This window comes from Bacillus cereus group sp. RP29 (genome assembly GCF_040459765.1).
GTDB lineage: Bacteria > Bacillota > Bacilli > Bacillales > Bacillaceae_G > Bacillus_A > Bacillus_A paranthracis.
Window position 1 is genome coordinate 2,176,433 of the sequence record NZ_JARVHN010000001.1, and the last position, 20,658, is coordinate 2,197,090.

The window sequence follows — 20,658 nt, forward strand, 5'->3', positions numbered from 1 at the left end:
TATAAAATAATATTAAAAAGGATGGGAAAAAATGAGTTCTAAGTTAGATATATTAAGAGAGTATAATGAAGATATTCAATTGATTAATGCAAATGAATTTAAGAATATAAATTCACCTTTAATTCCTGATTTATGGGTGGAAGTATTTAGTGAACAGGATAGAGAAAAGAGAATCAAGAAAATTTTGAGTAGATGGAAAAAATATGTAGATAATAATTTATCTAATACTATTGCTTACTTATCAGAATACCTTGAGGATATTGAACTGATGGTAAGTGAGGACACCTATTCAATCTTGTATACAATAAAAAATCAAGGTGGAGAAGATTTATATTATGAAGGAAGAAATCCTAAAGATAGTTTTAATAATGAGGAATTAGAATCTTCATGGAGAGAAATTCCTGAATCTATTAGGGACTTTTACGAAAATGTTCATAATGGATTTTATGATTACACAAATGAATCAATGGGATTGATGCCATTAGAAACTATAACTTACTTTGGGGATGATGACTTAGAGTGGGGGATTATAGATGAATTGGAAGAACCTATAAGGATTAATTTAAAAACATCTTTTGGATTCTTTAGTAATGGCATGGGGAGCTACATAGCTATAGATTATGAAAATTGTAAGAATAACAATGCTACTTTTTGGTCAGCTAAGAGCCAACCTAAATATAATGTTGACTTTTGGAATTTTGTAGATGAATGGATTGTTATCGGTTTTGAATAAAAGGGTCTTAAAATTTTGATACAAAGTCTATAAACTTAAAGAGATTTTTAGGTTTAGAAAACATTTCTACCAATATGATTTAAAAGAATTATATAATGACACTTTATTACATCATCACATTGGTGGTGGAGGTCAAACTGTTGATGTACCCTCAAAGCTACATCCAGGTTTAGGAGGGATTCATAATGCTGAAAAAAGCGCAGGAATTTGGGGGAATAACCAAAATATGCTGAACTATTAGAAAAGTAAGGGTGATTATTTTGGGAATGAAGGATGGTATGAGCAAATATTTTAATTTAAGAAAAGAATATTTTGATAAAGGGTTAGATTTTTTATTTAAAACGCCATATAACGAAGAAGTGGGTTCATTTATATATATAGGTGAAATGGATGATGAAGAAGAAATTTCATGGAAACCTATTGAAAAAAATAATAAGAATGATTTAACGACGATTGAGGAAAAATTTGAAATTAAATTGCACACTTCAATTGATGATTATTTTAATTCTTATTGGTTTGCTGATTTAGATGGATTTGTTGAAAATCATTATATTAGGTTAGAACCTGTATTACCAAATATTGAATTGGATTCCTTCGAAAGTAATTTAGAAGGGTATAAAAACAATCATAATAAGGTTGATAAGACTCCAATAGGTGTAGAAGGGAACGGTTTGATAGTTGTGTTAGATAATGTAAGTGGTAAGGTTGAATTGGAGGATTTTGAACGAGGTTCGTTTGAAGCGCTTTCGGATAGTCTAGATGAGTTAATTTCTAATTTAAAGTTACAAAAATAATATACTAAGAACATTTATATGAAAAAAGGTTTGATATGAAGTGTAGACCGAGTGTTAGCTACAATTGGACTGCAGTATTTTATAGAAAGATGTGATTAAGATCAAGCTAAGACCTACAAAATTTAAGCTATTAAAAAAACATATGAAATTAAAGCACTTGATTGTCTACGAAAGGCAACAAGTGCTTTTTTATACATAGGCATGTTATAAATTTAATTATTTTTATGAATTAAGTCTAACATATATTGGTAGTATTATATAATTAAAAATAAACTAGCGAAATATTGTGATAATAACTCTTCATTAAAGGGGTAGAAGTATGAATTAATGAAAGTGTAAAAAGAAGTTCTTGTGGCCTGTAAGGAGGGTATTCAGTATGCAGAGTAGAACCTCGAACTTGGAAAGGTGTGTTGTTAAGGGAACAGGTAATATTGTAAAAGAAGTAGCTTCAAAAAACTGTTACCAAGAGAAGGTGACATAGGAACGTATAAAAATCTAAATAAAGCAGGATCGGTTAGCTCAAATAAATGCTAGTTAAAGAAAAAGAACTTGAAAGAAAGATACAAAAACAGATTAACGACTTTAATAAACAATGAAAAATGGGAGATGGATAGTAGATGGGTCAAAAACTTACTTATTTAAAAAGGTACAATAAAAATGTTCGAATATTAACAATCGATGAAATTAGTAGACTGGGTGATAATGAGATACCAATTGAATGGAGAGAACTGTTTTATAATGACGATATTAAAGGGCGAATTGATTTACTTCTGAACATATGGGGGAGAAATGTAGGGACTGAATTACGGAATACGATCTCTTATCTAAATAAACATCTAACAAATGTTGAAATTATGGATGTAGAAGGGGCTTATTCGATTTTATACACAATAAGAAATTCCAAAGGAGACATATTATATTACGAAGGGTGTAATCCTCAAAAGGGACAAAAAAATATAGAATTAGAGGATGCATGGGATAAAATACCTGCTTCAATTCGAAGTTTTTATAAAAATGTTCATGATGGATTTTATTACTATGCGAGTGAATCAATGGGCTTAGTTCCACTTGAATCAGTAACATATCTTGGGGACGAGGGTATTGAATGGAGTATTATTGATGATTTAGAAGAGCCTATAAAAATCAACCTAGATTCATCGTTTGGCTTTTTCACTAATGGTATGGGGAGTTACGTAGCTATAGATTACAATAATTGTATTGATAACACTGCTACCTTTTGGTCTGCAAAATTAAAGCCCAAATATAAAATCAGTTTTTGGAGTTATGTAGATGAGTGGATTGTAATTGGCTTTGAAGCGTAACTAGGTAAAGGTGTTTTTATCATAGTATTTGTCCACGATAACGACAAAGATCTTGGTGATAAAGATTGGACTATTGAAAAAATAATAGTGACGGATTAATGTTACTTATAAAACATATGAAATTAAAGCACTTGATTGTCTACGAAGGGCAACAAGTGCTTTTTTAATAGGTAAGCATGCTATAAATTAGGGCTAACACAAATTACTAGTATTATATAATTGAAAATACATTAGTAAAAGGTGTGGACGAAACAACCGCCTTCATTAGAGGTGAAGAAGTATTACTTGATGGAAGCGTACGTAGATACGGTGGAATGAACTTCAGTGAAAGCGTAAAAGAAGCCCATGATGCCTCAAAGGCGAGTATTCAGAGTAGGATCTCGAATTTGGAGAGTGGTGGGGTTAAGGGTACGGGTAAAGGTAGTAATGCAAAACCCAAAAAAGTTAAACTAACTCCAGAACGAGAAAAATACTATCGAAAGAAAATAGATGAAGCTGAGGCTCAGGGAGAGTATAAAGTAGCAAATGATATTAGATATGAACGTCATTGTAAAGAAACGATCCCACCTTTAGATCGTGAAAAATGGGATGTTAGGAATGAGAATCTAAAAAAAATCACAGAGTGTGGTAGGGAAGAAGAAATAAAAGGAAGAAAAGCTTTAGGAGAACATCTTGACCGTAAGCTAGAGAACAATAACCTTGGTAAGGTTGTTACGTATACATCCAGTGAAGGGCATCTTACGCTATAGGTCGTAATGCTAAGGATGAAATCGATTTAGTTCATGATCACAAACACAAAATAAGTGACAAAGAACACGTTATTCATAATGACAGTCAAATGCGAGCTGAAAGGGAAATGCTCGAAGATAAAAATGGAAGTCATATTGTGACAATATCAAGTGATAAACCCGATTTGAATGGGATTCCTCCTCATCCAAGACCAAGTGGGCCTTTAGGAGAAAAGAGTGAGATTTACTACACTGATCCAAATAGCGGTAAAGTGACTCATAAATGGGAGAACAATACACGTTTACCTGGTGGAGGTAGGTGGAAAAAACTATGAATAAAAATTATTATGTGACTATATTTTTTAGTATTAAGGAGGATATACATGAAACCTGATTTTTTCTCAATTACAATGTATCCTACAGTATCTTTTAACGAAGAAGAAGTATTAGGTCGTCTTTTGGATGTGTTTGAGTCAAATGAAAAATTTGCTCCTACTCATTGGGGTAACAGTGAAACCGTACGGGTAGAATATAATCGTCAGGAAATCCTGGAAAAAGTAGTTTCAGAGCATAAAGTATCAGAAGTTTACCTTTATCGTGATAAATCGGTGAACTATAGTGGGAGTTTTGAAGTTAACTGGAGTCATCGCTCATTTTTGAAGTTTGAGTTTCATAAATCGATACCTAAAAAATTATGGCCTGCTTTTTTTGAGTTATCTGACCAAATTGCAGAAATTGCGAAACCAAGTTATGGAGTAACTCAAATTTTTTGGCCTTTATCATATCCGTGGAATACCGAACGTGAACGATTACAAATGTGGATGGAAATATCTTCCCAACCAATACCAGTTAGGTTTCTTCCTAACGGTCCCTTAGGGGTAGGGGCTAGAACATACTTTAGTGGTTATATTTTAGAAATGTTTGATAAGGAATTATTACAAAATAGTCCAGCTGTGGTATCTGAGCTAGATTGGGGTGGCCTTTGTATTGATATTTTAAATAATCCATTAGGGAGTGATAGTGATACATTACTTGATAATTGGCTACAAGTAATGAAGTATTTGGAACCAGCACAAGTAATGGCTATACCAAGTTTTGATGAAGATCAAATGGGTGTAACTTATTCTCCAAATATTGCTTGGAAGGACTATCTGAAAAGCTAAATGAAAGGAGATCGTAATAATGAATGAGAATGGTAATGATAGAATAAGAGTCATGGAAATATTAAATAGATCTCAATACAATGATGAGGTTATAGATGGGCTAGATATGAGCAATTTAGATCTTACTTTTTCAGATTTTTCAGAGGTGATGGCAGAGGGTAATGGCAAAACAAGTCCATTTAAGAGCTTCTTCACTAATGAGAGCATCTTTTTTTGATTGTGATTTTGAGTTTGCTGATTTCAGGAGCTGTAATTTAGAGGAAATACATATTGCAGATTGTAGATTTGGTGAAGCTAATTTCTCTAAAGCCAATATGAAATATGCAAAGGTAAATATAAGTAGTTGTTTTGAAACATGTTTTGATGAAGTTGATTTTTCATATGGAGAATTAGTTGGAACGATATTAAATCATGCTACTTTTCGACGAGCAAATTTATATAAAATAGATGCAAAACAGGCCGACTGTACGGGAACGGATTTCAGCAACGCGAATCTTACAGAAGGTAACTTTGAAAAAGCATATTTAGAAGATGCTAATTTATCAGAAGTAGATGCTAGAAATACAGATTTTACAAACGCGGATTTAACAGGAGCGAATCTTTTAAATGGGAATTTCACGGATGCGAATTTTACCGGTGCCAAACTAGACAATGTAGTTTGGAAGGGAGCACAGGTAGAAGGAGCCAAGTTTGACGAAAATGTGAAGGAACAAATCTTAAAAATGATTTAAATATGATGGGAAGTATATACATTTGAGCACTCGAAAACCTATGATTGGTAGCGAGTGCTTTTTTCGTAGAGATATTAGAGATTACTAAATTAGTGAAAATCAATATAGATTATTTTTAAGGATTATTAGATAGATTAAGTCGGGAATATTATATAATTGAAAATACATTAGCAAAAGGTGCGGACTCCGTATCCCAAATCTTTAAAGGTGTAGAAATACTGCCAGAGGGAAGTGTCGTTAGATCTGGAACGAACTATAGCGGAAAATTCCAAGAAGCCCATGATGCCTCAAAGGCGAGTATTTAGAATAGGATCTCGAATTTGGAGAGTGGTGGGGTTAAGGGTACGGGTGAAGGTAGTAGGATTATTCCTGGTACTCCGGGTATTGTAACAGGAGGAAATTCTACTAAATTAGGAAAAAATATGATGACAGAAATGGGGCTTAGACGTTCAACTAAATGGAGTGGATATCAAGCACAGCATATTATTCCTTCTGGAATGGCAGATAACCCCATAATTAAAAAGATAGGTATGAACTTTGATGACTCATCAAACGGTATTTTTCTAAGAGTACCAGATGATAATATAAGTACAATGGCTAGACACAGAGGATATCATTCTGTTTACAATGAAGTAGTTGCAAGAGCATTAAATAAAATGGATATTAACCAAAGTATTGATAGTTTACAAAAGCAGGTATATGATTTGCAAAAAAATTTAAGAAAATTACAGGGGAATGGTTTACCATTGTACCCAAGCCAAGGTGCAACAGTAGAACTCTGGGAAAGAAAGCAAAACAATTGGAAATACAAAATAAGTAAATATCAGTAAGGTGGTAAGGTGTAATGGAAAGTAAAGATATTAGTTTGCTTGAAGAATTACTTTATAATACAAATAAAGAGGATACAATTAGCCGAATAAAGAATATAGATAATCCAATACTCCTTCATTGTTTTGCAGCAAATTATAATTGGAATAGTGGATTTGATATACCAAATGCAATTCTTGAAAACAAAGATTGTGACTTAGGGACGGGATTACTAATGTTTCATTATGCAGACGGATATCGATTATTAGAAAGTCCAGAGGAAGTTTTGAATTCTCCATTACAAGAATGGAAGGTTTTTATATTAGAACTTCAAAATAAAATTATGAATTTGGAGTTTAAAACACAAAATATATCATTTAGCCCTGAATTAACAAAAATTCAAATATTCAAGTTGAAAAAAAGGAACCCAAGTATTTCAGATATTCTTATTAATGAGTCACCAGGAAATATAATTGATATTTCTACAATATAAATAAATATTAAAAACTCATTACAGTAAATAAATGAGTTTAGTTATAGTGATTTTATAAAGCTTACTATACTAAATTATATTTTATGTACGAATATGATAAAGTTCGCGGTGCTAAATTTAAATACGCATAAGTATATATGAATAAAAAATAAAGTATATTTGCAGTGAAAAAAAGCATAGGCTGTTAGAAAATACGTACTTCATGATGGTTGTACCGTCATGGAGTATTATGTGCAATGATAGAATAGAAAAAGAATTACGAGCTTAGGCGAGATGACATTTTACTGGGCGATGAATATAAACCATGGAATGCATATTAAACTAACGAACTCGTACAAACTCGTAAGTTTTAAAGTAGTAGTTGTTACCACAGATAAAAGGTGTCATACTGTTACTACAAAACTTACAAATTTATGCTGCTTAAAAACAGATGAAACTTAAAGCACTTGATTGTCTATTTGAGGCAACAAGTGCTTTTTTTATACATAGGCATGTTATAAATTTAATTATTTTTAAGAATTAAGGCTAACATATATTGGTAGTATTATATAATTAAAAATAAACTAGCGAAATATTTCGATAATAAACCTTCTTTCATTAAAGGGGTAGAAGTATGAATTAATGAAAGTGTAAAAAGAAGTTCTTGTGGCCTGTAAGGAGGGTATTCAGTATGCAGAGTAGAACCTCAAACTTGGAAAGGTGTGTTGTTAAGGGAACAGGTAATATTGTAAAAGAAGTAGCTTCAAAAAACTGTTACCAAGAGAAGGTGACATAGGAACGTATAAAAATCTAAATAAAGCAGGATCGGTTAGCTCAAATAAATGCTGGTTAAAGAAAAAGAACTTGAAAGAAAGATACAAAAACAGATTAACGACTTTAATAAACAATGAAAAATGGGAGATGGATAGTAGATGGATCAAAAACTTACTTATTTAAAAAGGTACAATAAAAATGTTCGAATATTAACAATCGATGAAAATTACTTGCCACCAAATAAATAATTATTGGGAGGATTTATATTGGAACTTAACGATCAAGTGTATGACCGAATTGTGAGATTATGTAACGAAGGAGATGCTTTTGTTGAAAAAGGAAAAGATGATAAAGCAATAGAGAGCTATATTGCTGCTCTGGATTTGGTTCCGTTGCCGAAGACCGATTGGGAAACAAGTACATGGATTTATACAGCATTAGGAGATACTTATTTTTTAAATCGTGAGTATGAGAAAGCGAAAAGTAATTTATATAATGCACGAAACTGTCCGGAGGGTATTTCAAATCCATTTATTTTACTGAGACTTGGAGAGAGTTTATTCGAGTGCGGGGAGCTTGATAAAGCTAGAGAGTATTTGCTAAGAGCATATATTTTAGAAGGCTATAAACTCTTTTTTAATGAGGATGATAAGTATTTTGAATTGATTAAGGATATGATTTGAGGAGGGTAAATATGGCTATTTTACAATCGCATATAAAAGAAGAATTCGAAAGTCTTTTGGAAAAAAGCAATGAAGAATTCAATAATGGTAACTATAATGACTCTATTGTGTTATTAGAAGAGGCATGGGATATAATTCCTGACCCTAAAGGTATTTATTGTGAAGAGAGTTACCATTTAGTTAAGGATATTATTTCCACTTGTTTTATGGTAAATGATTTAAAAAAAGCAAAGGAGTGGGCAGATAAAATATTTTTAACTGGATTTGCACGTATAGATTCTGGTGATAAGGAATTTATTGCAGGAAAAGTTTCTTTTGAATTAGGTGATTTAGAAACCGCAAAAGAATTTTTTAGTATTGCCAATAAAAAATCAGAGGGTAGATGTTTTGGGAATCCGAAGAATACTAAGTATCTGAAAGTTTTAAAAAGTTAAATGTTTAGCTGCGTAAAAAGAATTTAAGAAGCTGATTACATTATATCTGAAACAGTATGCCTGATTTATTACCATTAGAACATAGAAAAATTGGAAAGGAGGATTAATATGGAAAGTCCAGGAGCTGTTTCTCTTTGGTTTGGAAGTAGTACTAGCGAAATGGTGTTAAGAAAGTATGTAGAAATAAAATATGATAATGAGGGGAACAGAATTCCTTCGCGTTTTATGAATGATTTTCAAATAGATTTCATTGAGTATAACCAAGACTTATTAGAATGTACATATAATGAACATGTTACATCTTCTTTGTCTGAATTACTACAGAATGCTTCGTATTCTGAATCAATTATAAGTGAACTTATAGACTTTTATGGTGAAAATTTAGAAGAACAATACAATACTGTCATTAGGTTATATGATTTTGAGTATGAAGAACTTGTTGAAGAAGCAAAACTGGATGGTAGAAACCTGAAGTATATGGGGTCGGTAATGTATGAAGATTAGAAGTCTAATGTAATAATGGGGATGGAGTAAAAATGACAATGATACAATTTAATTCTTATCATCAAAAAGTAGAGATAAAGAGAAATTTAGAACTTATGAACTTAGAACATAAAAAAATTAGAGAGTATGTAAATTTTGATGTATGTTCTTTTGAGCAATTAGATGAATTTCAAGTAGGATACAGCATTGCCACCAATGGAAACTCCCTTGTAACCGATGAGGAAGATACTTGGGATGCAAATTGGATTGTTATTGCATATGAAACTATGTGTGGAGATCCAATTATTATTGACTTAAGTGAAGAAGGATACCCTATATTTTCCCTCATGCACGGAATGGATAGTTGGAGTGGTGGCGATTTTCTTGCAGATTCCATGGAATCATTTATTAATTTTATGAAAGATATAGGTGATTTTCTTACTGAGAAACAAGTGTTAGAAGGTAAAAGAATGATACAAACTAAAGAATTGGAAATATTGCTAAATGAGTTTTTGGAAAGAAATAAATTTACTGATTTTGAAATATGGCACTCTTTATTAAGTCCATTATTTGATATTGCAGAAGAATATGAGCAAACAATGGAGAGAAAAGTAAAAAAGATGAAGGAAGAAGGAAAGAAAATAACGGAAATTGCCCACATGCTTAATATAAAGCCTAAAGAAGTGTATGAGTATATTAAAAAATTTTAATAGAAACTCTTCACTTTTAAGAGAATAATCAAGCACGATGAATGGAGCAATACAGGCAGAAAATGCTTGGATTTTTTATAAAGCCGAAACAAAAAATCTGCTGAAGAAGACTCCATTTTGCTCAATCTTTTTTTCAAGATGGATGTTTTTTATTTATCGTAAAACTTAGGATTAAGAGTTGTTTTTGATTAGAATTTATTTCGAAGCAAGAGCAATGGGGTTTCGAGGCAGCTCTGCATGAGTAAAGATACTTACAAAAAATCAATGAATTTCAAAAGAATATCCATAAGTGAATTCGGTATGGAGAAAGGGAATGAAAGACGAGGGACGCGAAAGGTGGCTACAGGGATGAAGTATGGTGAAAATACTAAGTTAGTTGAGGAAGTTATCGAGTATATACAAAAGAGAAGCTTATTTGATAGGAATGATATAAAGTTACATGAATTTTCACATGACATTGAAATAATTCATGATTTTGATAAAGCACAGGAATTGGCTTGGTCTCAAGATTTGGATGTTACACAAATCGTTTGGGATGATATGAAATCGGATGAAAGTGCAAAATTATTAGAAGGAACTTATAACCTTAATATGGAATCAAAAAAAGATATGTTATATGAAGTTTTTTCTGATAACTATAATTATAATCATGGATTTATTTCTATTGATCATATAAACATTCTTGAAGAAGTAGAAAGAGACCTTGAGATGTGTGCACTAAATCGTTTAGTAAATGGAAAAGTGGATAATTTTTATGAAAAGGTATTTGAGGTGTATAAAATGGGAGGATGGCCTTGTGGATGGAAAGGTGAGTACATGAATGGGAAAATTATTGTCTACTTACCAAATGAAAAATGAAGGCTTACATACTGACATACTTTATGAATTTAATGAACTCTATTGCGAAATGATTATAGAGAGAGGGCAGGCGATACGTTTAAATATCTTAATAGTTTAGGAGGGATTATTAAATGATTAATCTATCTAATATTCCAGATTTGATAGAAAAGTCAGCAGCGAGTGATATTGAAATTCAAGCAGTAGAAAATCGCATGAATGTTACATTACCTAATGTATATAAAGAATTATTGAGATGTACAAATGGCTTTTCAATCGGTAGTGGATTACTTATTTATGGTACGGAGCATATTGCAGAAAGGAACGAGGTTTGGGAAGTAGATGAGTATGCGAGGGGATATGTCTCAATTGGTGATGACGGTGGGGGTAATGTATTTTTAATGGCTCAACATGCAGAGGAAAAAGAGGTGGTAGTAATTGATTCTGGGGATATGAATCCAAGCCATGCTACTGTAATTACCGCTGATTTTAAAAAATGGGTGAATAGTGGTTGTGTAAGTGAAATAGAACAGAAAGCGATACATAAGTCGTCTGATATATGTAATATAGTGTTAGTGAAAACTCCTAGTGAAGGTTTGAAAGATTTAATAAGAATAAAGAACATATTAGGGCTTGAGATTTCCGCAATTGATTTGCTAAAGGGTTCAAAAAATCTTCCTTATATATTAGTAGAGAGATTTCCATACGGTAAGGCGAAAAAACTTATTGAAAAATTAGCAATTGATAGTACTATACTGAGTATAGAAACGACTGGAAAAAACAGTTAATATCAGAGGGTAACTTTCATACGAATAGAGAAATCGATATGAATCCAAGGGAGTAAATAGGGAGAGTTAAAAATGATTATAAATGATGCAGTTTTTGGTGAGATTGAGTATACATATGGATGGATTAAGGACATTAACGTTGAATTTTGTGGAAAAGAAGTTGAAATAGCATTGATAGTGAAAGGTGAAGAAGACGGTAAGTTTGATGAAGGACAATATACTGCTTATAATTCATTATTGCAAAATTGGGAACAATTGCAGCAAGGTTTTTTACAAGCGATTTTAGACTATTACAAGCAAGAGCGTCAACAATTAGGGTATGATATTGGATTTAATGAAAATTATCCGTATATCGAAACAATTGACCAATTACTTAGGAGGATCACATTAGTTGGAATTGTAGTCCCATATGGAGATATTCATGAAGAACGAGATATTGGGATAACTTTCGATTGTACGTGGGATGCAGAGAATGGATTAGGAATACGTTTACTAAATGAAAAAGTAACTGAAGTGGGGTATCAAGACGTTGCTATTTGAATTTTAATCTAAGGAGTGAAAAAGTAATATGAAAGAATTTGAGGAAAGGTTTAGTGAATTGCAAGCTGATATGGTATCTATATGTATGGAATATGTTGAAAATAGAGCTGATAAAGTATATGTGTATGCTTCATGTGAAGAAGATATGATTTCTAGTAGTTTCTTTTATTTCATTAACAATAAGTATGTAGAGTGTCACAAGGTTAATGATGCATTGAAAAATGGAGAAAAAAGATATGATGTATCTCCAGAACGAATGTTTCAGGTTCTACAAATTATAAGTGAAGATATTGAAGGAATTGAAATGTTATGCAAAGAATACGAAAAAGATATGCCAACTGAGATGAAATTAATATACGATACTAAGAGTGGTAAGTTTAAAGCTGAATATGAGTATGATTTAATCCATACAAATGATGATATAAAAACGGCGGATGATTTTGCTGATGAGTGGTTTGAGGAAGTGAAAAATAATAACCTTTAAAAGGAGGACAGTAATAGTTATATCTTAGTTAAATAGATAATGAGTGGGAGGAGAAAATGGAGAAATCAGTATTAGAAAAAATAGAATTAATTAAGGATATTTTAAATAATGATCCATTTTGTTTGCTTATTGGTGAAATTATAGAGGTAGAAAAAAAGATTGATGAAAGATTAGAAGAAGGCCCTTTGAAAGATTATAATTGTATTATAAAAAAATATGAAATGTTGAACGGTGGAGTAATTACTATATATGGTCATCTAAAACGCGAAAGTATTCAATTTTATACGGAGGACATGCCAGGTGGTACTGATAAGTGGATTTGTATAGGGAAAATTGAAAGATATCCATTGTTTATTAATAAGGTTAATGGAGAAGTTTCTTGTTTGTATGGAGATTTAATTAATCAAAATTTTATTATTGAGTCATATGGTGATTTTAATAATTTCTTACAATATTATTATGTAGGAAAAAGATATTGTGAATTAGGTAATAAGTTTGTTCAATTTGGAGGAATTAGTGAAACCGTAGGAAGCAAAGAGGATGATTGGTATCAGTTATTAGAAAGTAATAATTTATTATAATAGATTAGTTGAACGTATTATGAACATAATGATGTGAAGATATGTGATAAATTATAATAACGATGTTGTAAAAAGGAGGAGAAGTTAATAGATTTTAAAGGGGAAATTTCCGTTCTATATAAAATGCGTTTTCTAGAGAATGAAGGGGATAATATTGAAGTTTTTGAGAGTATTCTTAATGAATTAGCAAATAAAGGGACAAATGATATAATTCCTGATCTTTGTATAATTTTTGAGGATCATATTGCTGAGCCATCAGCGGGTGACTACCTTATTGAAACGATTTTTTATATTGCTGAGCCATCAGCGGGTGACTACCTTATTGAAACGATTTTTTATATTGCTGAACATTCCGGAGTAGAGGAAGGGCTATGCAAATTAGCTATTAGTATTCCTAAAATGTTACCTCATGCAGAATTCTGGGTGGAAAGAATTCATCGGACACTTTTAGATTCAAAAGATTTAGTCGTATCGTATATGAATGTTTTAGAAAATATAAATAGTTCAACAAAGCAAATAATTAAAGGAATTCTTCTCGAGATAAGAGAGGACGATCCAGATTTATATTTAGAAAAAGTAAATTTAATCTTAGAGAAATTGTGATAAGGGGATACTATGGAAAAGAACACATATTCAGTAGCATTTGACTTTAATCGAGAGAATACTTGTAAATAAAATAGAATTCAGCCTTTTTTCTAGTATAAGGGGGGATAGTTTGTGAGAAAAGATGAAATTGCAAACTTATTAGACAGTATGTTAGATAAAGAATTAGAGGATTTAGATTCCCCTTCAGATAATGATTGGAGGGAACTGGAGAAAAAATTTGGATGTCAATTTCCTAAAGAATTTAAATGCTTTATTGAACTAATGTCTGAATATGTATTTCCAGGGGATATTTTAAATGTTTCTAGTGGTAAGACGAACGGAAATGATACTATTGAATTTATTTATGATTATGAAATGAAAGAAGGTTTTTGGAAAAACGAACTAATCCCTTTTTATAGTATAGGTAATGGAGATTACTTTTGTCTTCATTCAAAAGAGGGCCAGCGAACGGGAGTTTACTTTTATTTTCATGAAGAACATGGTGTAACTAAGGAAGCGGATAATTTTGAAGAATGGTTAAATCAATTACCAACCTATTTGAATTAATAACTAAAGATAGAATTGTATTCTAGAAATTAATTCTTTTATTAAACTATAAATTTTTTGAAACTCTTCAATAAACTCTACTCAAAGTATGGAGGGAAATAAATGTCATTAGAAAAAAAGATATTTATTTTAAAAAGAATATGTTTTCTGGATCATGAAGATGATAGTATTGAGCTATTTGAGGAAATCTTAAATGAAATATTGCAAACGGCAGATAATAAAGTGATTATTGATTTGTGCAGTGTATTTCATGATGAAATAGATGAACCTTCGATTGTTGGTGATTTAATTGAATCGATTTTTTATATAATCGAAAAAAATGGAGTTGAAGATGGTTTAAGTAAACTGATTGAAGGGATAAGCATTGTTTTGCCACAAGCTAAATATTGTGCTAAAAGATTCTATAAGAGTCTTCTAGCTTCAGATGATTTTATTATTCCATTTATTAATGTATTGAAGAAGGCTAAAGCTACGAATAAAGAAGACGTTATTAAAATTTTGAAAGAAATAAGTGAGAAACAACCACAACAATATTTTGAAAAAGTTGATTTGATTTGTAAAGAGGTTATTTAATACTTTAATTATAAAATAACTTTAAAGTTTGCGTGTAGGATCATGAAAATAGCTTTAATATGTTTCATTAAAATATCAATCTAGATAAATAATATGGTTAATACTAGCTAGAGTGGCTTCGAAAAATATTTAAATAGCACGCCAAAAGCAATGGGAAATTTGAAATCAATCCTTGTAATGGGGTGTACTATTGAGGATTACTTTGTGTAATTCTATCCTAGAAAAGGATTGAATATTTATTAGAAGGTGAAGTTATGTGGAGAGAGAAGATTAGTCATATATCCAAAATAAGAGAGAAACGAAATCGAAAACTCAATTTACCTATCAACGAAAGGGAGTTATCAAAATTTCGTAAATCTGTAGTAGAAAAATTTGGTGAAGATGTCCTGCCACAGCAGTACTATGAATTTTTACAAACAGTTAATGGAATTGCATTTAATGGATTAATAATATATGGGATTGATCAAAGTTTTTTAGATTTTAAGCCAATAAATGAGGTAGATAGTTTTTTTGATGCTAATGAAATATGGGAATCAATTAAAGACGAAGATGAACTGATTTTTTTCGGAGATTCAGATATAGCTTGGTATTGTTATAATGTTTCCAAAAAGAAATTTGTTGAACTAGACAAGCCTTCAGGCGAGCATATGGAAACTTTTTGCGATTTTGATACTATGCTTAAATCTGCTCTCTCAGTAGCACTTAGCTAAATGTATCGTAGTCAATGTCTAACTGTTTAAGCTAAATGAAAATAGTGCAGGAGGATTCTATGGAAAGTAAGGAAAAAGCGATAAAAATCTATGATTTCATTAAAAAAGGTGATATAGAACAAGCGAAAGAGATCATTATTACTGATAAAAGTTTGCTTGATTTTGTAACGCCTTATGGAACGTGGCTACATGCTGCAGCTAGAGCTGGTGAACTGGATATGATAAAATTTCTTGTTGAATCTGGTATGGATATTAACCGTAATGAAGGTGTACCAAAATCAGCGCCTATTGCACATGCAGCTAGTGAGGGTGAAATTGGTATTGTAGAGTACTTATTTAATAAGGGTGCAATATTAGATGTTGGTGACCCGAATAGGAATCCTTTATTCTCAGCGATTTATGGTGGGCATCTTGATGTTGTAAAGTATATTGTTCAGAATGGTATTGATATTACTGTTAAGTATACAGGAGATACTATGAAAGATATGGGAGCTTATGAATTTGCTATTGAAAGAGGAGAAGTAGAAATTGCTGAATATTTAAAAATGTACACTTGAGATGGAAGCGATATATTGATGTAATAGAAAAGTTGAAAACTAATGATCATATTAATTTAATTATCCAATTCATTTAAAAGGAGAAATTTATATGGACAGCAAATCTGAGATCAAGAGATTATATAGTTGTAGATTTTTAAAAAATCAATCGGAATGTGAAGAGTTTGACAGTGTATTAGAAAACTTAGCAGATTGTGATGATGAGAAGCTTATTAAAGAGTTGTGTATAGTATTTGAGGATGAAACACAAGAGGAAGAAGTTATGTTTGGTCTAGTTCATTTTATTGAAGATTTTGAAATGGGAAAATATCTAACAGAGATGCCTAAAGCTTTACCAAAAATGGTTGAGAGTGCAAAAGAGTGGGCAATGCTACTAAACATAAGAATTTTAAATAATGATTTATATAGAAGTGAGTATGCTAAAGTACTTGTAGGAATGAATCATGATATACAACTAACGATAATTAATTTACTTAATGAAATTATTGCTGATAACCCTAAAAGATTTGAGAGGACTGCCAATGAGGTTCTTAGTCAATTACAAGGAGTTCATAAAAATAAATAAGAATTGTAGAACTACTGTATTATAGATAAAACTAAGAATACCCTAGCGAAGAGCTAGGGTGTTTGTGTTATATAGTTTCACCATATGCTTCCGAATTAGGAGCAGGAGTAATCAACGAACCTTTTGTAGCGTTTCCTATAATAGAATGAAAGTGTTTAACGTTTAAATATAGGAAGAAAAACAATTAAGCTTTTATTTTATTTAAAATGGATACTCTATTAGTAGTGAATAATAAATAATTTTGTTTTACTGTCTTAATTAAAATACGATCAGTTGTACCATATGCTGTTCCAATTCGGATTACGCTTTTTTCTTCAACACCAGCATATGTATTATCTTCCGTTACCTCAGTGATTTCACATAATGGAATATGAATTTTAGAGAATTGCCATGAAATAATTAGTTCATCTTTTGTTTTTTCAACATGAATACCTAACATATTACCAGAACCTTTCTATAATAAAATTTTACTCGTACTATTTTATTATACAAATTTATAAATTGTAATTGTATTTTTTTACAGAGAGTATACAATTAACAACGAGAAAATGTTCATTATTACTTTCATTCCTATTATAACGAATTCTACAATAGAAAACAGAACGTATATTTGGTATAATCGGAATATACTATATGAAACGATGTACATGAGTTTGGGATTTATGAAAAAAGGTAACATAATAATACATACGCTATAGGATTCAGTTCATGTTATACAAATCAATCGTTAGAAAGGAAAAGAAGTATGAATCAAATTTCATTCGAAGATTTATTTGAAGAAGAAAACAAACGAGAAAAGGTGGAGGTAGCTGAGCCCCCCGTGCCTTTATCGCCCTTACAAAAGGATATTTTAGAGTTAATTAATTCTGAAGAAATAAGTGCACTTGAGTTATGCGAACAATTAATACGAGCTGGTAAAATATCAGATGAGAGATTCACAACGAATAAGCCTAAAGCATATGGGCAAGTATGCTTACTATTAGAAGGTTTTGTTAAAGAAGGAAAGCTTATTTTTGTCAAAAGTGATGAGAAAAGAGATAGAGTATATAAATTGAATGAAGAAGATTCTAACGAATAAAATGTGTAAAGTATAGTAATGAAATAAGGAAGTCCTCATATTTGTGTTGAAAGATTATTTTCACATAAGCGTGGGGATTTTTTTTGAGGGAGGATGTATGAAAGATTGGGAGTATAATGAATTATTTCATGCAATTCGGGAGGCGTATGAAGAGTTATTAGATGAAGAGAGAGGGTATCGATATGCTATAGCAAAACTAGCGGATGAATTTGATAATTTAGGAAAGATTGAAGGTGTTATCGTTGATACTGCCATAGGAGAAATTGCAGTCGATCATCATATAGTTTTTGTTGGGCGTATTGAAGGTATAACAAAGAGGCTAAGTATGTTTAACCCTCAAGAGGCAGAAGGAGAATTGACAGTAGAGGAAATAAAAGATTTATTGGGAAGAATAAATAATGTAATAGAAGGATTGAAAAATGTAAAGGTTGCTTATAAATCTTCGGTTGAATAGTTCATGTTTCTGCAAATCTAGGAGACATAGTTAGACAAGAGAAAAGAAATATAGGAGGTGATGTTGTGGAGGAGAAAAATATAAATAAAAAAATAAGAAATGGTATTAAGCTTGGTGACATTAATGAAGTAAAACGTCTAATAGGTGATAATCCAAAATTTTATATTCGATGACACCATTTGGTACGTGGTTACATGTTGCAGCAAAGAAAGGACATATTGAAATTGTTCAGCATTTGATTAATAAAGGGAGAGATATGAATGCTAGAAATATTTGAAGCAACATATGGAACAGTCCTTTGTTGGGTATATGAAGATAATGTACATGTTGGTTTTTACGATTTAGTGAAAGACTGTATGACAGATATAAATAAGATTTTAAATGTAATTTATTAAGGTCTCTTATAACTATTTTAGATGTGTAGTAATTAATTGAGGAAATTCAGAGGGATGGTGCGAGATGAATAAAGTAGAATGGAGATCACCAGATAAGCCTTTATTGCGAGAAAATGTAAAGAATGTGGAAAAAGAGTTGGGCATTCATTTTCCTTTAGATTATATAGAATGTGTAATGAAGAATAACGGAGCACATGTTAGCCCAGAAGTATTTGAAGTTGAGGGGAAGAGAAAAGTTTTTGGTACATTACTAACTTATGATATGGATGATGATGAAAATATTATTGAGGTATTCAATGACTACAATGGCACATTACCTAGTGCATTGGTGCCATTCGCATTTGACCCAGCAGGAAATTTAATCTGCTTTGATTATAAAAATCATAAAGAAGATCCCATTGTCGTCTTTTTGGAACATGAGGGAGCATGGGAAAAGGAAATATTGATGGAAAGTGAAGGGGTTACGGCTCAGGAAGCAGAGGAAGTAGCGAGAGAAAATGTATTTTTTGTAGCTAATAATTTTACGGAGCTTTTAAATAAGTTACATGATTAATAGTGGGAAAGGGATTTAAACTTATTTGGCTGTGATAAAGCAAATAAAAGGAGTAGTAAAATGAAACCGAATTATTTTACAATCGCAATGTATCCGACTGTAGCATTTAACGAGGAAGAGATATTGAATCGTCTTCTAGATGTATTTGAGTCAAACGAAAAATCCGCTCCTACTCATTGGGGAAACTGTGAAACGGTGCAGGTAGAATATAATCGCCAGGAAATCATAGAAAAAGTAATTTCGGAGCGTAGAGTGTCTGAAGTTCAACTCTATCATGATAAAATGACGGGTTATATTCACTTAAGAATATAACCCTATTTATTAGAACCAGTAGTATATAAGGAGATTATCTCACGGGTTATTTGCAAATATTAGACGGGGGATATTTGACGCTGTAAAAGAAAAAATATTGACTCTTATATCATTATTGATGTTGTCCTCAATTTTCCTCATGTAGCACTTGAAAATCAGTAACAAGTGAAACGATTTTTCCTGCTTCATCGATTCCCCAATAGGAAGGATAAAATCCATCTCCATAACCTGAACGGAATATAATGATATTACTTCCTGTTTCCTCACAAACCACGCAATTTCCCCAATCTTCATCATGTTCTGTTAGTATGTCATCTATAAGATCATCATACAAACTAGTAAATTCTTCTCCTAGTTCTTGTTGTAACCTGTCTTCTATTTCTTCTAACTTACTAATTGCTTCAACATCTGCAAAGCACCCTAAGCTTGTATCAACTGGGTAACCAAAAATATAACCGTCTTCCAGTTCACTTACATTTTGTCCTGGTTTTGTTGCCATCTTCCATCCTACCGCTTTTGACTCCGACAATTTCAATTCAGCACCAGCAATGACTCCATCTTCCTTATGCCACCAAGCAACAATTGGATATGTACCTGGCTGAATTGTTTGTTCGAAGTGATTTTCATTAAAAATAAGAGGATCACAAGCGACAATTTTACCTGAAGTAACTTTCAACTGTTCTAGTGCTTCGGAACGCAGAGCCTCACTATCCGGTTTAGATAATTCACGTAATAACTTTGACATAATGTTTCTCTCCCTTTCCTTTTAAAATATTTGTTGGTGCTGCCTCCCATATATTTTTATATGAGTTACATTTGTGTTCCGTGGTATTTCTAGCGCCTTTGTATGTTTCTATAACTTCGATATTATCGCCATGAACTTCTAAAAACTCTGCGGCATATCGTACCCGCGTTTTTCTAATAGTTCCGCAACATATTCTTCATGCGTTTTACGTTTTCGGATATATTGCCCCGTACAAGTGTAGATGGAACAAACATTTATTCATTGAAAAATATAACAAATGAATTTGACTTTAAAATTAGAACCAGTTTTGAGGATGTAAATAATAATCCACCCGTTGATTATATTATTTTAAGGGTAAAAATGCATTAATTAAAAATTCAATAAAAGAAGATCGAACTAGATAGTCTTTCTAGATTAATCTTCTTATTTTATATTCTCAAGGGATATCCCACTTCACTGCGACTCATTGCAATATGTCTACTTCTGTGACACATTACACA

The 20,658-nt window shown here is 31.6% G+C and carries 28 protein-coding genes and 4 pseudogenes; 30 read left to right on the forward strand and 2 right to left on the reverse strand.

What is annotated here, in order from left to right:
* Window positions 1-31: 31 nt before the first annotated feature.
* The 24 genes and pseudogenes from QCI47_RS11525 (at window position 32) to QCI47_RS11640 (ending at window position 16,621) form a co-directional block, all read left to right on the forward strand.
* Window positions 32-733 (forward strand): SMI1/KNR4 family protein, encoded by a 702-nt coding sequence (locus QCI47_RS11525; RefSeq protein ID WP_353811791.1) that lies wholly within the window; start codon window positions 32-34, stop codon window positions 731-733.
* Window positions 734-776: 43 nt separating this feature from the next.
* Complete coding sequence (locus tag QCI47_RS11530) at window positions 777-974, forward strand: hypothetical protein (protein WP_353812007.1); 198 nt, start codon at window positions 777-779, stop codon at window positions 972-974.
* 37 nt (window positions 975-1,011) lie between these two features.
* The gene (locus QCI47_RS11535; protein ID WP_174888012.1) at window positions 1,012-1,527 is read left to right on the forward strand and encodes a SecY-interacting protein Syd; all 516 of its coding nucleotides are present in this window, start codon (window positions 1,012-1,014) and stop codon (window positions 1,525-1,527) included.
* Window positions 1,528-2,144: 617 nt separating this feature from the next.
* Window positions 2,145-2,849: a hypothetical protein gene (locus QCI47_RS11540; RefSeq protein WP_061182336.1), complete on the forward strand. Its 705-nt coding sequence runs from the start codon at window positions 2,145-2,147 to the stop codon at window positions 2,847-2,849.
* A gap of 242 nt (window positions 2,850-3,091) precedes the next feature.
* Window positions 3,092-3,912: pseudogene (locus tag QCI47_RS11545) on the forward strand (ADP-ribosyltransferase).
* A gap of 48 nt (window positions 3,913-3,960) precedes the next feature.
* Window positions 3,961-4,740 carry a hypothetical protein gene (locus tag QCI47_RS11550; protein ID WP_250670703.1) on the forward strand — a complete coding sequence of 260 codons (780 nt, stop codon included), beginning with the start codon at window positions 3,961-3,963 and terminating at the stop codon, window positions 4,738-4,740.
* Between the two features lie 19 nt (window positions 4,741-4,759).
* A pseudogene (locus QCI47_RS11555) lies at window positions 4,760-5,471 on the forward strand (pentapeptide repeat-containing protein).
* A 152-nt stretch (window positions 5,472-5,623) separates the two neighbouring features.
* A pseudogene (locus tag QCI47_RS11560) lies at window positions 5,624-6,301 on the forward strand (AHH domain-containing protein).
* A gap of 14 nt (window positions 6,302-6,315) precedes the next feature.
* Complete coding sequence (locus tag QCI47_RS11565) at window positions 6,316-6,771, forward strand: DUF4274 domain-containing protein (RefSeq protein WP_240814059.1); 456 nt, start codon at window positions 6,316-6,318, stop codon at window positions 6,769-6,771.
* A 1,019-nt stretch (window positions 6,772-7,790) separates the two neighbouring features.
* A complete protein-coding gene (locus QCI47_RS11570) occupies window positions 7,791-8,207 on the forward strand; it encodes a tetratricopeptide repeat protein (RefSeq protein WP_128975173.1) in 417 nt (138 codons plus the stop codon).
* 11 nt (window positions 8,208-8,218) lie between these two features.
* Entirely contained in the window at window positions 8,219-8,641 is a 423-nt protein-coding gene (locus QCI47_RS11575; protein WP_000996343.1) for a hypothetical protein, read from the forward strand.
* 108 nt (window positions 8,642-8,749) lie between these two features.
* Complete coding sequence (locus tag QCI47_RS11580) at window positions 8,750-9,145, forward strand: immunity 22 family protein (RefSeq protein ID WP_001989107.1); 396 nt, start codon at window positions 8,750-8,752, stop codon at window positions 9,143-9,145.
* A gap of 32 nt (window positions 9,146-9,177) precedes the next feature.
* A complete protein-coding gene (locus QCI47_RS11585) occupies window positions 9,178-9,834 on the forward strand; it encodes an SMI1/KNR4 family protein (RefSeq protein ID WP_270727388.1) in 657 nt (218 codons plus the stop codon).
* A gap of 237 nt (window positions 9,835-10,071) precedes the next feature.
* A complete protein-coding gene (locus QCI47_RS11590; RefSeq protein WP_316250988.1) occupies window positions 10,072-10,692 on the forward strand; it encodes a cytoplasmic protein in 621 nt (206 codons plus the stop codon).
* Window positions 10,693-10,805: 113 nt separating this feature from the next.
* Window positions 10,806-11,459, forward strand: a complete 654-nt coding sequence (locus QCI47_RS11595; RefSeq protein ID WP_070171159.1) for an SMI1/KNR4 family protein — start codon at window positions 10,806-10,808, stop codon at window positions 11,457-11,459.
* 72 nt (window positions 11,460-11,531) lie between these two features.
* Window positions 11,532-11,999, forward strand: a complete 468-nt coding sequence (locus QCI47_RS11600) for a DUF2004 domain-containing protein (RefSeq protein WP_270727381.1) — start codon at window positions 11,532-11,534, stop codon at window positions 11,997-11,999.
* Window positions 12,000-12,027: 28 nt separating this feature from the next.
* A complete protein-coding gene (locus QCI47_RS11605) occupies window positions 12,028-12,483 on the forward strand; it encodes an immunity protein YezG family protein (RefSeq protein WP_262718357.1) in 456 nt (151 codons plus the stop codon).
* A 56-nt stretch (window positions 12,484-12,539) separates the two neighbouring features.
* Window positions 12,540-13,064 (forward strand): hypothetical protein, encoded by a 525-nt coding sequence (locus QCI47_RS11610; protein WP_262718356.1) that lies wholly within the window; start codon window positions 12,540-12,542, stop codon window positions 13,062-13,064.
* 87 nt (window positions 13,065-13,151) lie between these two features.
* A complete protein-coding gene (locus QCI47_RS11615; RefSeq protein ID WP_353812008.1) occupies window positions 13,152-13,667 on the forward strand; it encodes an Imm30 family immunity protein in 516 nt (171 codons plus the stop codon).
* 114 nt (window positions 13,668-13,781) lie between these two features.
* Window positions 13,782-14,216: an SMI1/KNR4 family protein gene (locus tag QCI47_RS11620; RefSeq protein ID WP_270727376.1), complete on the forward strand. Its 435-nt coding sequence runs from the start codon at window positions 13,782-13,784 to the stop codon at window positions 14,214-14,216.
* Between the two features lie 102 nt (window positions 14,217-14,318).
* Window positions 14,319-14,789: an Imm30 family immunity protein gene (locus tag QCI47_RS11625; protein WP_220779524.1), complete on the forward strand. Its 471-nt coding sequence runs from the start codon at window positions 14,319-14,321 to the stop codon at window positions 14,787-14,789.
* A 254-nt stretch (window positions 14,790-15,043) separates the two neighbouring features.
* Entirely contained in the window at window positions 15,044-15,499 is a 456-nt protein-coding gene (locus QCI47_RS11630; protein WP_270727371.1) for a YrhA family protein, read from the forward strand.
* Between the two features lie 59 nt (window positions 15,500-15,558).
* The gene (locus tag QCI47_RS11635; protein ID WP_062922580.1) at window positions 15,559-16,056 is read left to right on the forward strand and encodes an ankyrin repeat domain-containing protein; all 498 of its coding nucleotides are present in this window, start codon (window positions 15,559-15,561) and stop codon (window positions 16,054-16,056) included.
* 91 nt (window positions 16,057-16,147) lie between these two features.
* Window positions 16,148-16,621 (forward strand): Imm30 family immunity protein, encoded by a 474-nt coding sequence (locus QCI47_RS11640; RefSeq protein ID WP_000377534.1) that lies wholly within the window; start codon window positions 16,148-16,150, stop codon window positions 16,619-16,621.
* A 184-nt stretch (window positions 16,622-16,805) separates the two neighbouring features.
* On the opposite strand, the gene QCI47_RS11645 is transcribed toward QCI47_RS11640, so the two are convergent.
* Window positions 16,806-17,060, reverse strand: a complete 255-nt coding sequence (locus tag QCI47_RS11645; protein ID WP_000900622.1) for a SunI/YnzG family protein — start codon at window positions 17,058-17,060, stop codon at window positions 16,806-16,808.
* 306 nt (window positions 17,061-17,366) lie between these two features.
* Here QCI47_RS11645 and QCI47_RS11650 point away from each other — a divergent pair, with 306 nt between their 5' ends.
* From QCI47_RS11650 to QCI47_RS11675, 6 genes and pseudogenes are all read left to right on the forward strand, one after another.
* Window positions 17,367-17,699, forward strand: a complete 333-nt coding sequence (locus QCI47_RS11650) for a DUF3895 domain-containing protein (protein WP_063245632.1) — start codon at window positions 17,367-17,369, stop codon at window positions 17,697-17,699.
* A gap of 97 nt (window positions 17,700-17,796) precedes the next feature.
* Entirely contained in the window at window positions 17,797-18,153 is a 357-nt protein-coding gene (locus tag QCI47_RS11655) for an Imm3 family immunity protein (RefSeq protein ID WP_270694690.1), read from the forward strand.
* A gap of 65 nt (window positions 18,154-18,218) precedes the next feature.
* Window positions 18,219-18,421, forward strand: a pseudogene (locus tag QCI47_RS11660) (ankyrin repeat domain-containing protein); the annotation flags it as partial.
* On the forward strand, window positions 18,414-18,548 hold the full coding sequence (locus QCI47_RS11665; RefSeq protein WP_270694689.1) for a hypothetical protein: 135 nt from the start codon (window positions 18,414-18,416) through the stop codon (window positions 18,546-18,548). The pseudogene QCI47_RS11660 and the gene QCI47_RS11665, both read left to right, overlap by 8 nt.
* A gap of 64 nt (window positions 18,549-18,612) precedes the next feature.
* Window positions 18,613-19,101, forward strand: a complete 489-nt coding sequence (locus QCI47_RS11670) for an SMI1/KNR4 family protein (protein ID WP_270694688.1) — start codon at window positions 18,613-18,615, stop codon at window positions 19,099-19,101.
* 60 nt (window positions 19,102-19,161) lie between these two features.
* Window positions 19,162-19,413, forward strand: coding sequence for a hypothetical protein (locus tag QCI47_RS11675; protein ID WP_000804106.1), 252 nt, complete (start codon window positions 19,162-19,164; stop codon window positions 19,411-19,413).
* 127 nt (window positions 19,414-19,540) lie between these two features.
* Here QCI47_RS11675 and QCI47_RS11680 read toward each other — a convergent pair whose 3' ends face one another.
* Window positions 19,541-20,158 carry a DUF4241 domain-containing protein gene (locus tag QCI47_RS11680; RefSeq protein ID WP_071743231.1) on the reverse strand — a complete coding sequence of 206 codons (618 nt, stop codon included), beginning with the start codon at window positions 20,156-20,158 and terminating at the stop codon, window positions 19,541-19,543.
* Window positions 20,159-20,658 lie beyond the last annotated feature (500 nt).

Bases quoted from the DNA above. Each gene is read 5' to 3' on its own strand.
- QCI47_RS11525 (WP_353811791.1), top strand. From the start codon at position 32: ATGAGTTCTAAGTTAGATATATTAAGAGAGTATAATGAAGATATTCAA.
- QCI47_RS11535 (WP_174888012.1), top strand. From the start codon at position 1,012: ATGAGCAAATATTTTAATTTAAGAAAAGAATATTTTGATAAAGGGTTA.
- QCI47_RS11540 (WP_061182336.1), top strand. From the start codon at position 2,145: ATGGGTCAAAAACTTACTTATTTAAAAAGGTACAATAAAAATGTTCGA.
- QCI47_RS11550 (WP_250670703.1), top strand. From the start codon at position 3,961: ATGAAACCTGATTTTTTCTCAATTACAATGTATCCTACAGTATCTTTT.
- QCI47_RS11565 (WP_240814059.1), top strand. From the start codon at position 6,316: ATGGAAAGTAAAGATATTAGTTTGCTTGAAGAATTACTTTATAATACA.
- QCI47_RS11575 (WP_000996343.1), top strand. From the start codon at position 8,219: ATGGCTATTTTACAATCGCATATAAAAGAAGAATTCGAAAGTCTTTTG.
- QCI47_RS11580 (WP_001989107.1), top strand. From the start codon at position 8,750: ATGGAAAGTCCAGGAGCTGTTTCTCTTTGGTTTGGAAGTAGTACTAGC.
- QCI47_RS11585 (WP_270727388.1), top strand. From the start codon at position 9,178: ATGACAATGATACAATTTAATTCTTATCATCAAAAAGTAGAGATAAAG.
- QCI47_RS11590 (WP_316250988.1), top strand. From the start codon at position 10,072: ATGAGTAAAGATACTTACAAAAAATCAATGAATTTCAAAAGAATATCC.
- QCI47_RS11595 (WP_070171159.1), top strand. From the start codon at position 10,806: ATGATTAATCTATCTAATATTCCAGATTTGATAGAAAAGTCAGCAGCG.
- QCI47_RS11600 (WP_270727381.1), top strand. From the start codon at position 11,532: ATGATTATAAATGATGCAGTTTTTGGTGAGATTGAGTATACATATGGA.
- QCI47_RS11605 (WP_262718357.1), top strand. From the start codon at position 12,028: ATGAAAGAATTTGAGGAAAGGTTTAGTGAATTGCAAGCTGATATGGTA.
- QCI47_RS11610 (WP_262718356.1), top strand. From the start codon at position 12,540: ATGGAGAAATCAGTATTAGAAAAAATAGAATTAATTAAGGATATTTTA.
- QCI47_RS11625 (WP_220779524.1), top strand. From the start codon at position 14,319: ATGTCATTAGAAAAAAAGATATTTATTTTAAAAAGAATATGTTTTCTG.
- QCI47_RS11630 (WP_270727371.1), top strand. From the start codon at position 15,044: ATGTGGAGAGAGAAGATTAGTCATATATCCAAAATAAGAGAGAAACGA.
- QCI47_RS11635 (WP_062922580.1), top strand. From the start codon at position 15,559: ATGGAAAGTAAGGAAAAAGCGATAAAAATCTATGATTTCATTAAAAAA.
- QCI47_RS11640 (WP_000377534.1), top strand. From the start codon at position 16,148: ATGGACAGCAAATCTGAGATCAAGAGATTATATAGTTGTAGATTTTTA.
- QCI47_RS11645 (WP_000900622.1), bottom strand. From the start codon at position 17,060: ATGTTAGGTATTCATGTTGAAAAAACAAAAGATGAACTAATTATTTCA.
- QCI47_RS11650 (WP_063245632.1), top strand. From the start codon at position 17,367: ATGAATCAAATTTCATTCGAAGATTTATTTGAAGAAGAAAACAAACGA.
- QCI47_RS11655 (WP_270694690.1), top strand. From the start codon at position 17,797: ATGAAAGATTGGGAGTATAATGAATTATTTCATGCAATTCGGGAGGCG.
- QCI47_RS11665 (WP_270694689.1), top strand. From the start codon at position 18,414: ATGCTAGAAATATTTGAAGCAACATATGGAACAGTCCTTTGTTGGGTA.
- QCI47_RS11670 (WP_270694688.1), top strand. From the start codon at position 18,613: ATGAATAAAGTAGAATGGAGATCACCAGATAAGCCTTTATTGCGAGAA.
- QCI47_RS11675 (WP_000804106.1), top strand. From the start codon at position 19,162: ATGAAACCGAATTATTTTACAATCGCAATGTATCCGACTGTAGCATTT.
- QCI47_RS11680 (WP_071743231.1), bottom strand. From the start codon at position 20,158: ATGTCAAAGTTATTACGTGAATTATCTAAACCGGATAGTGAGGCTCTG.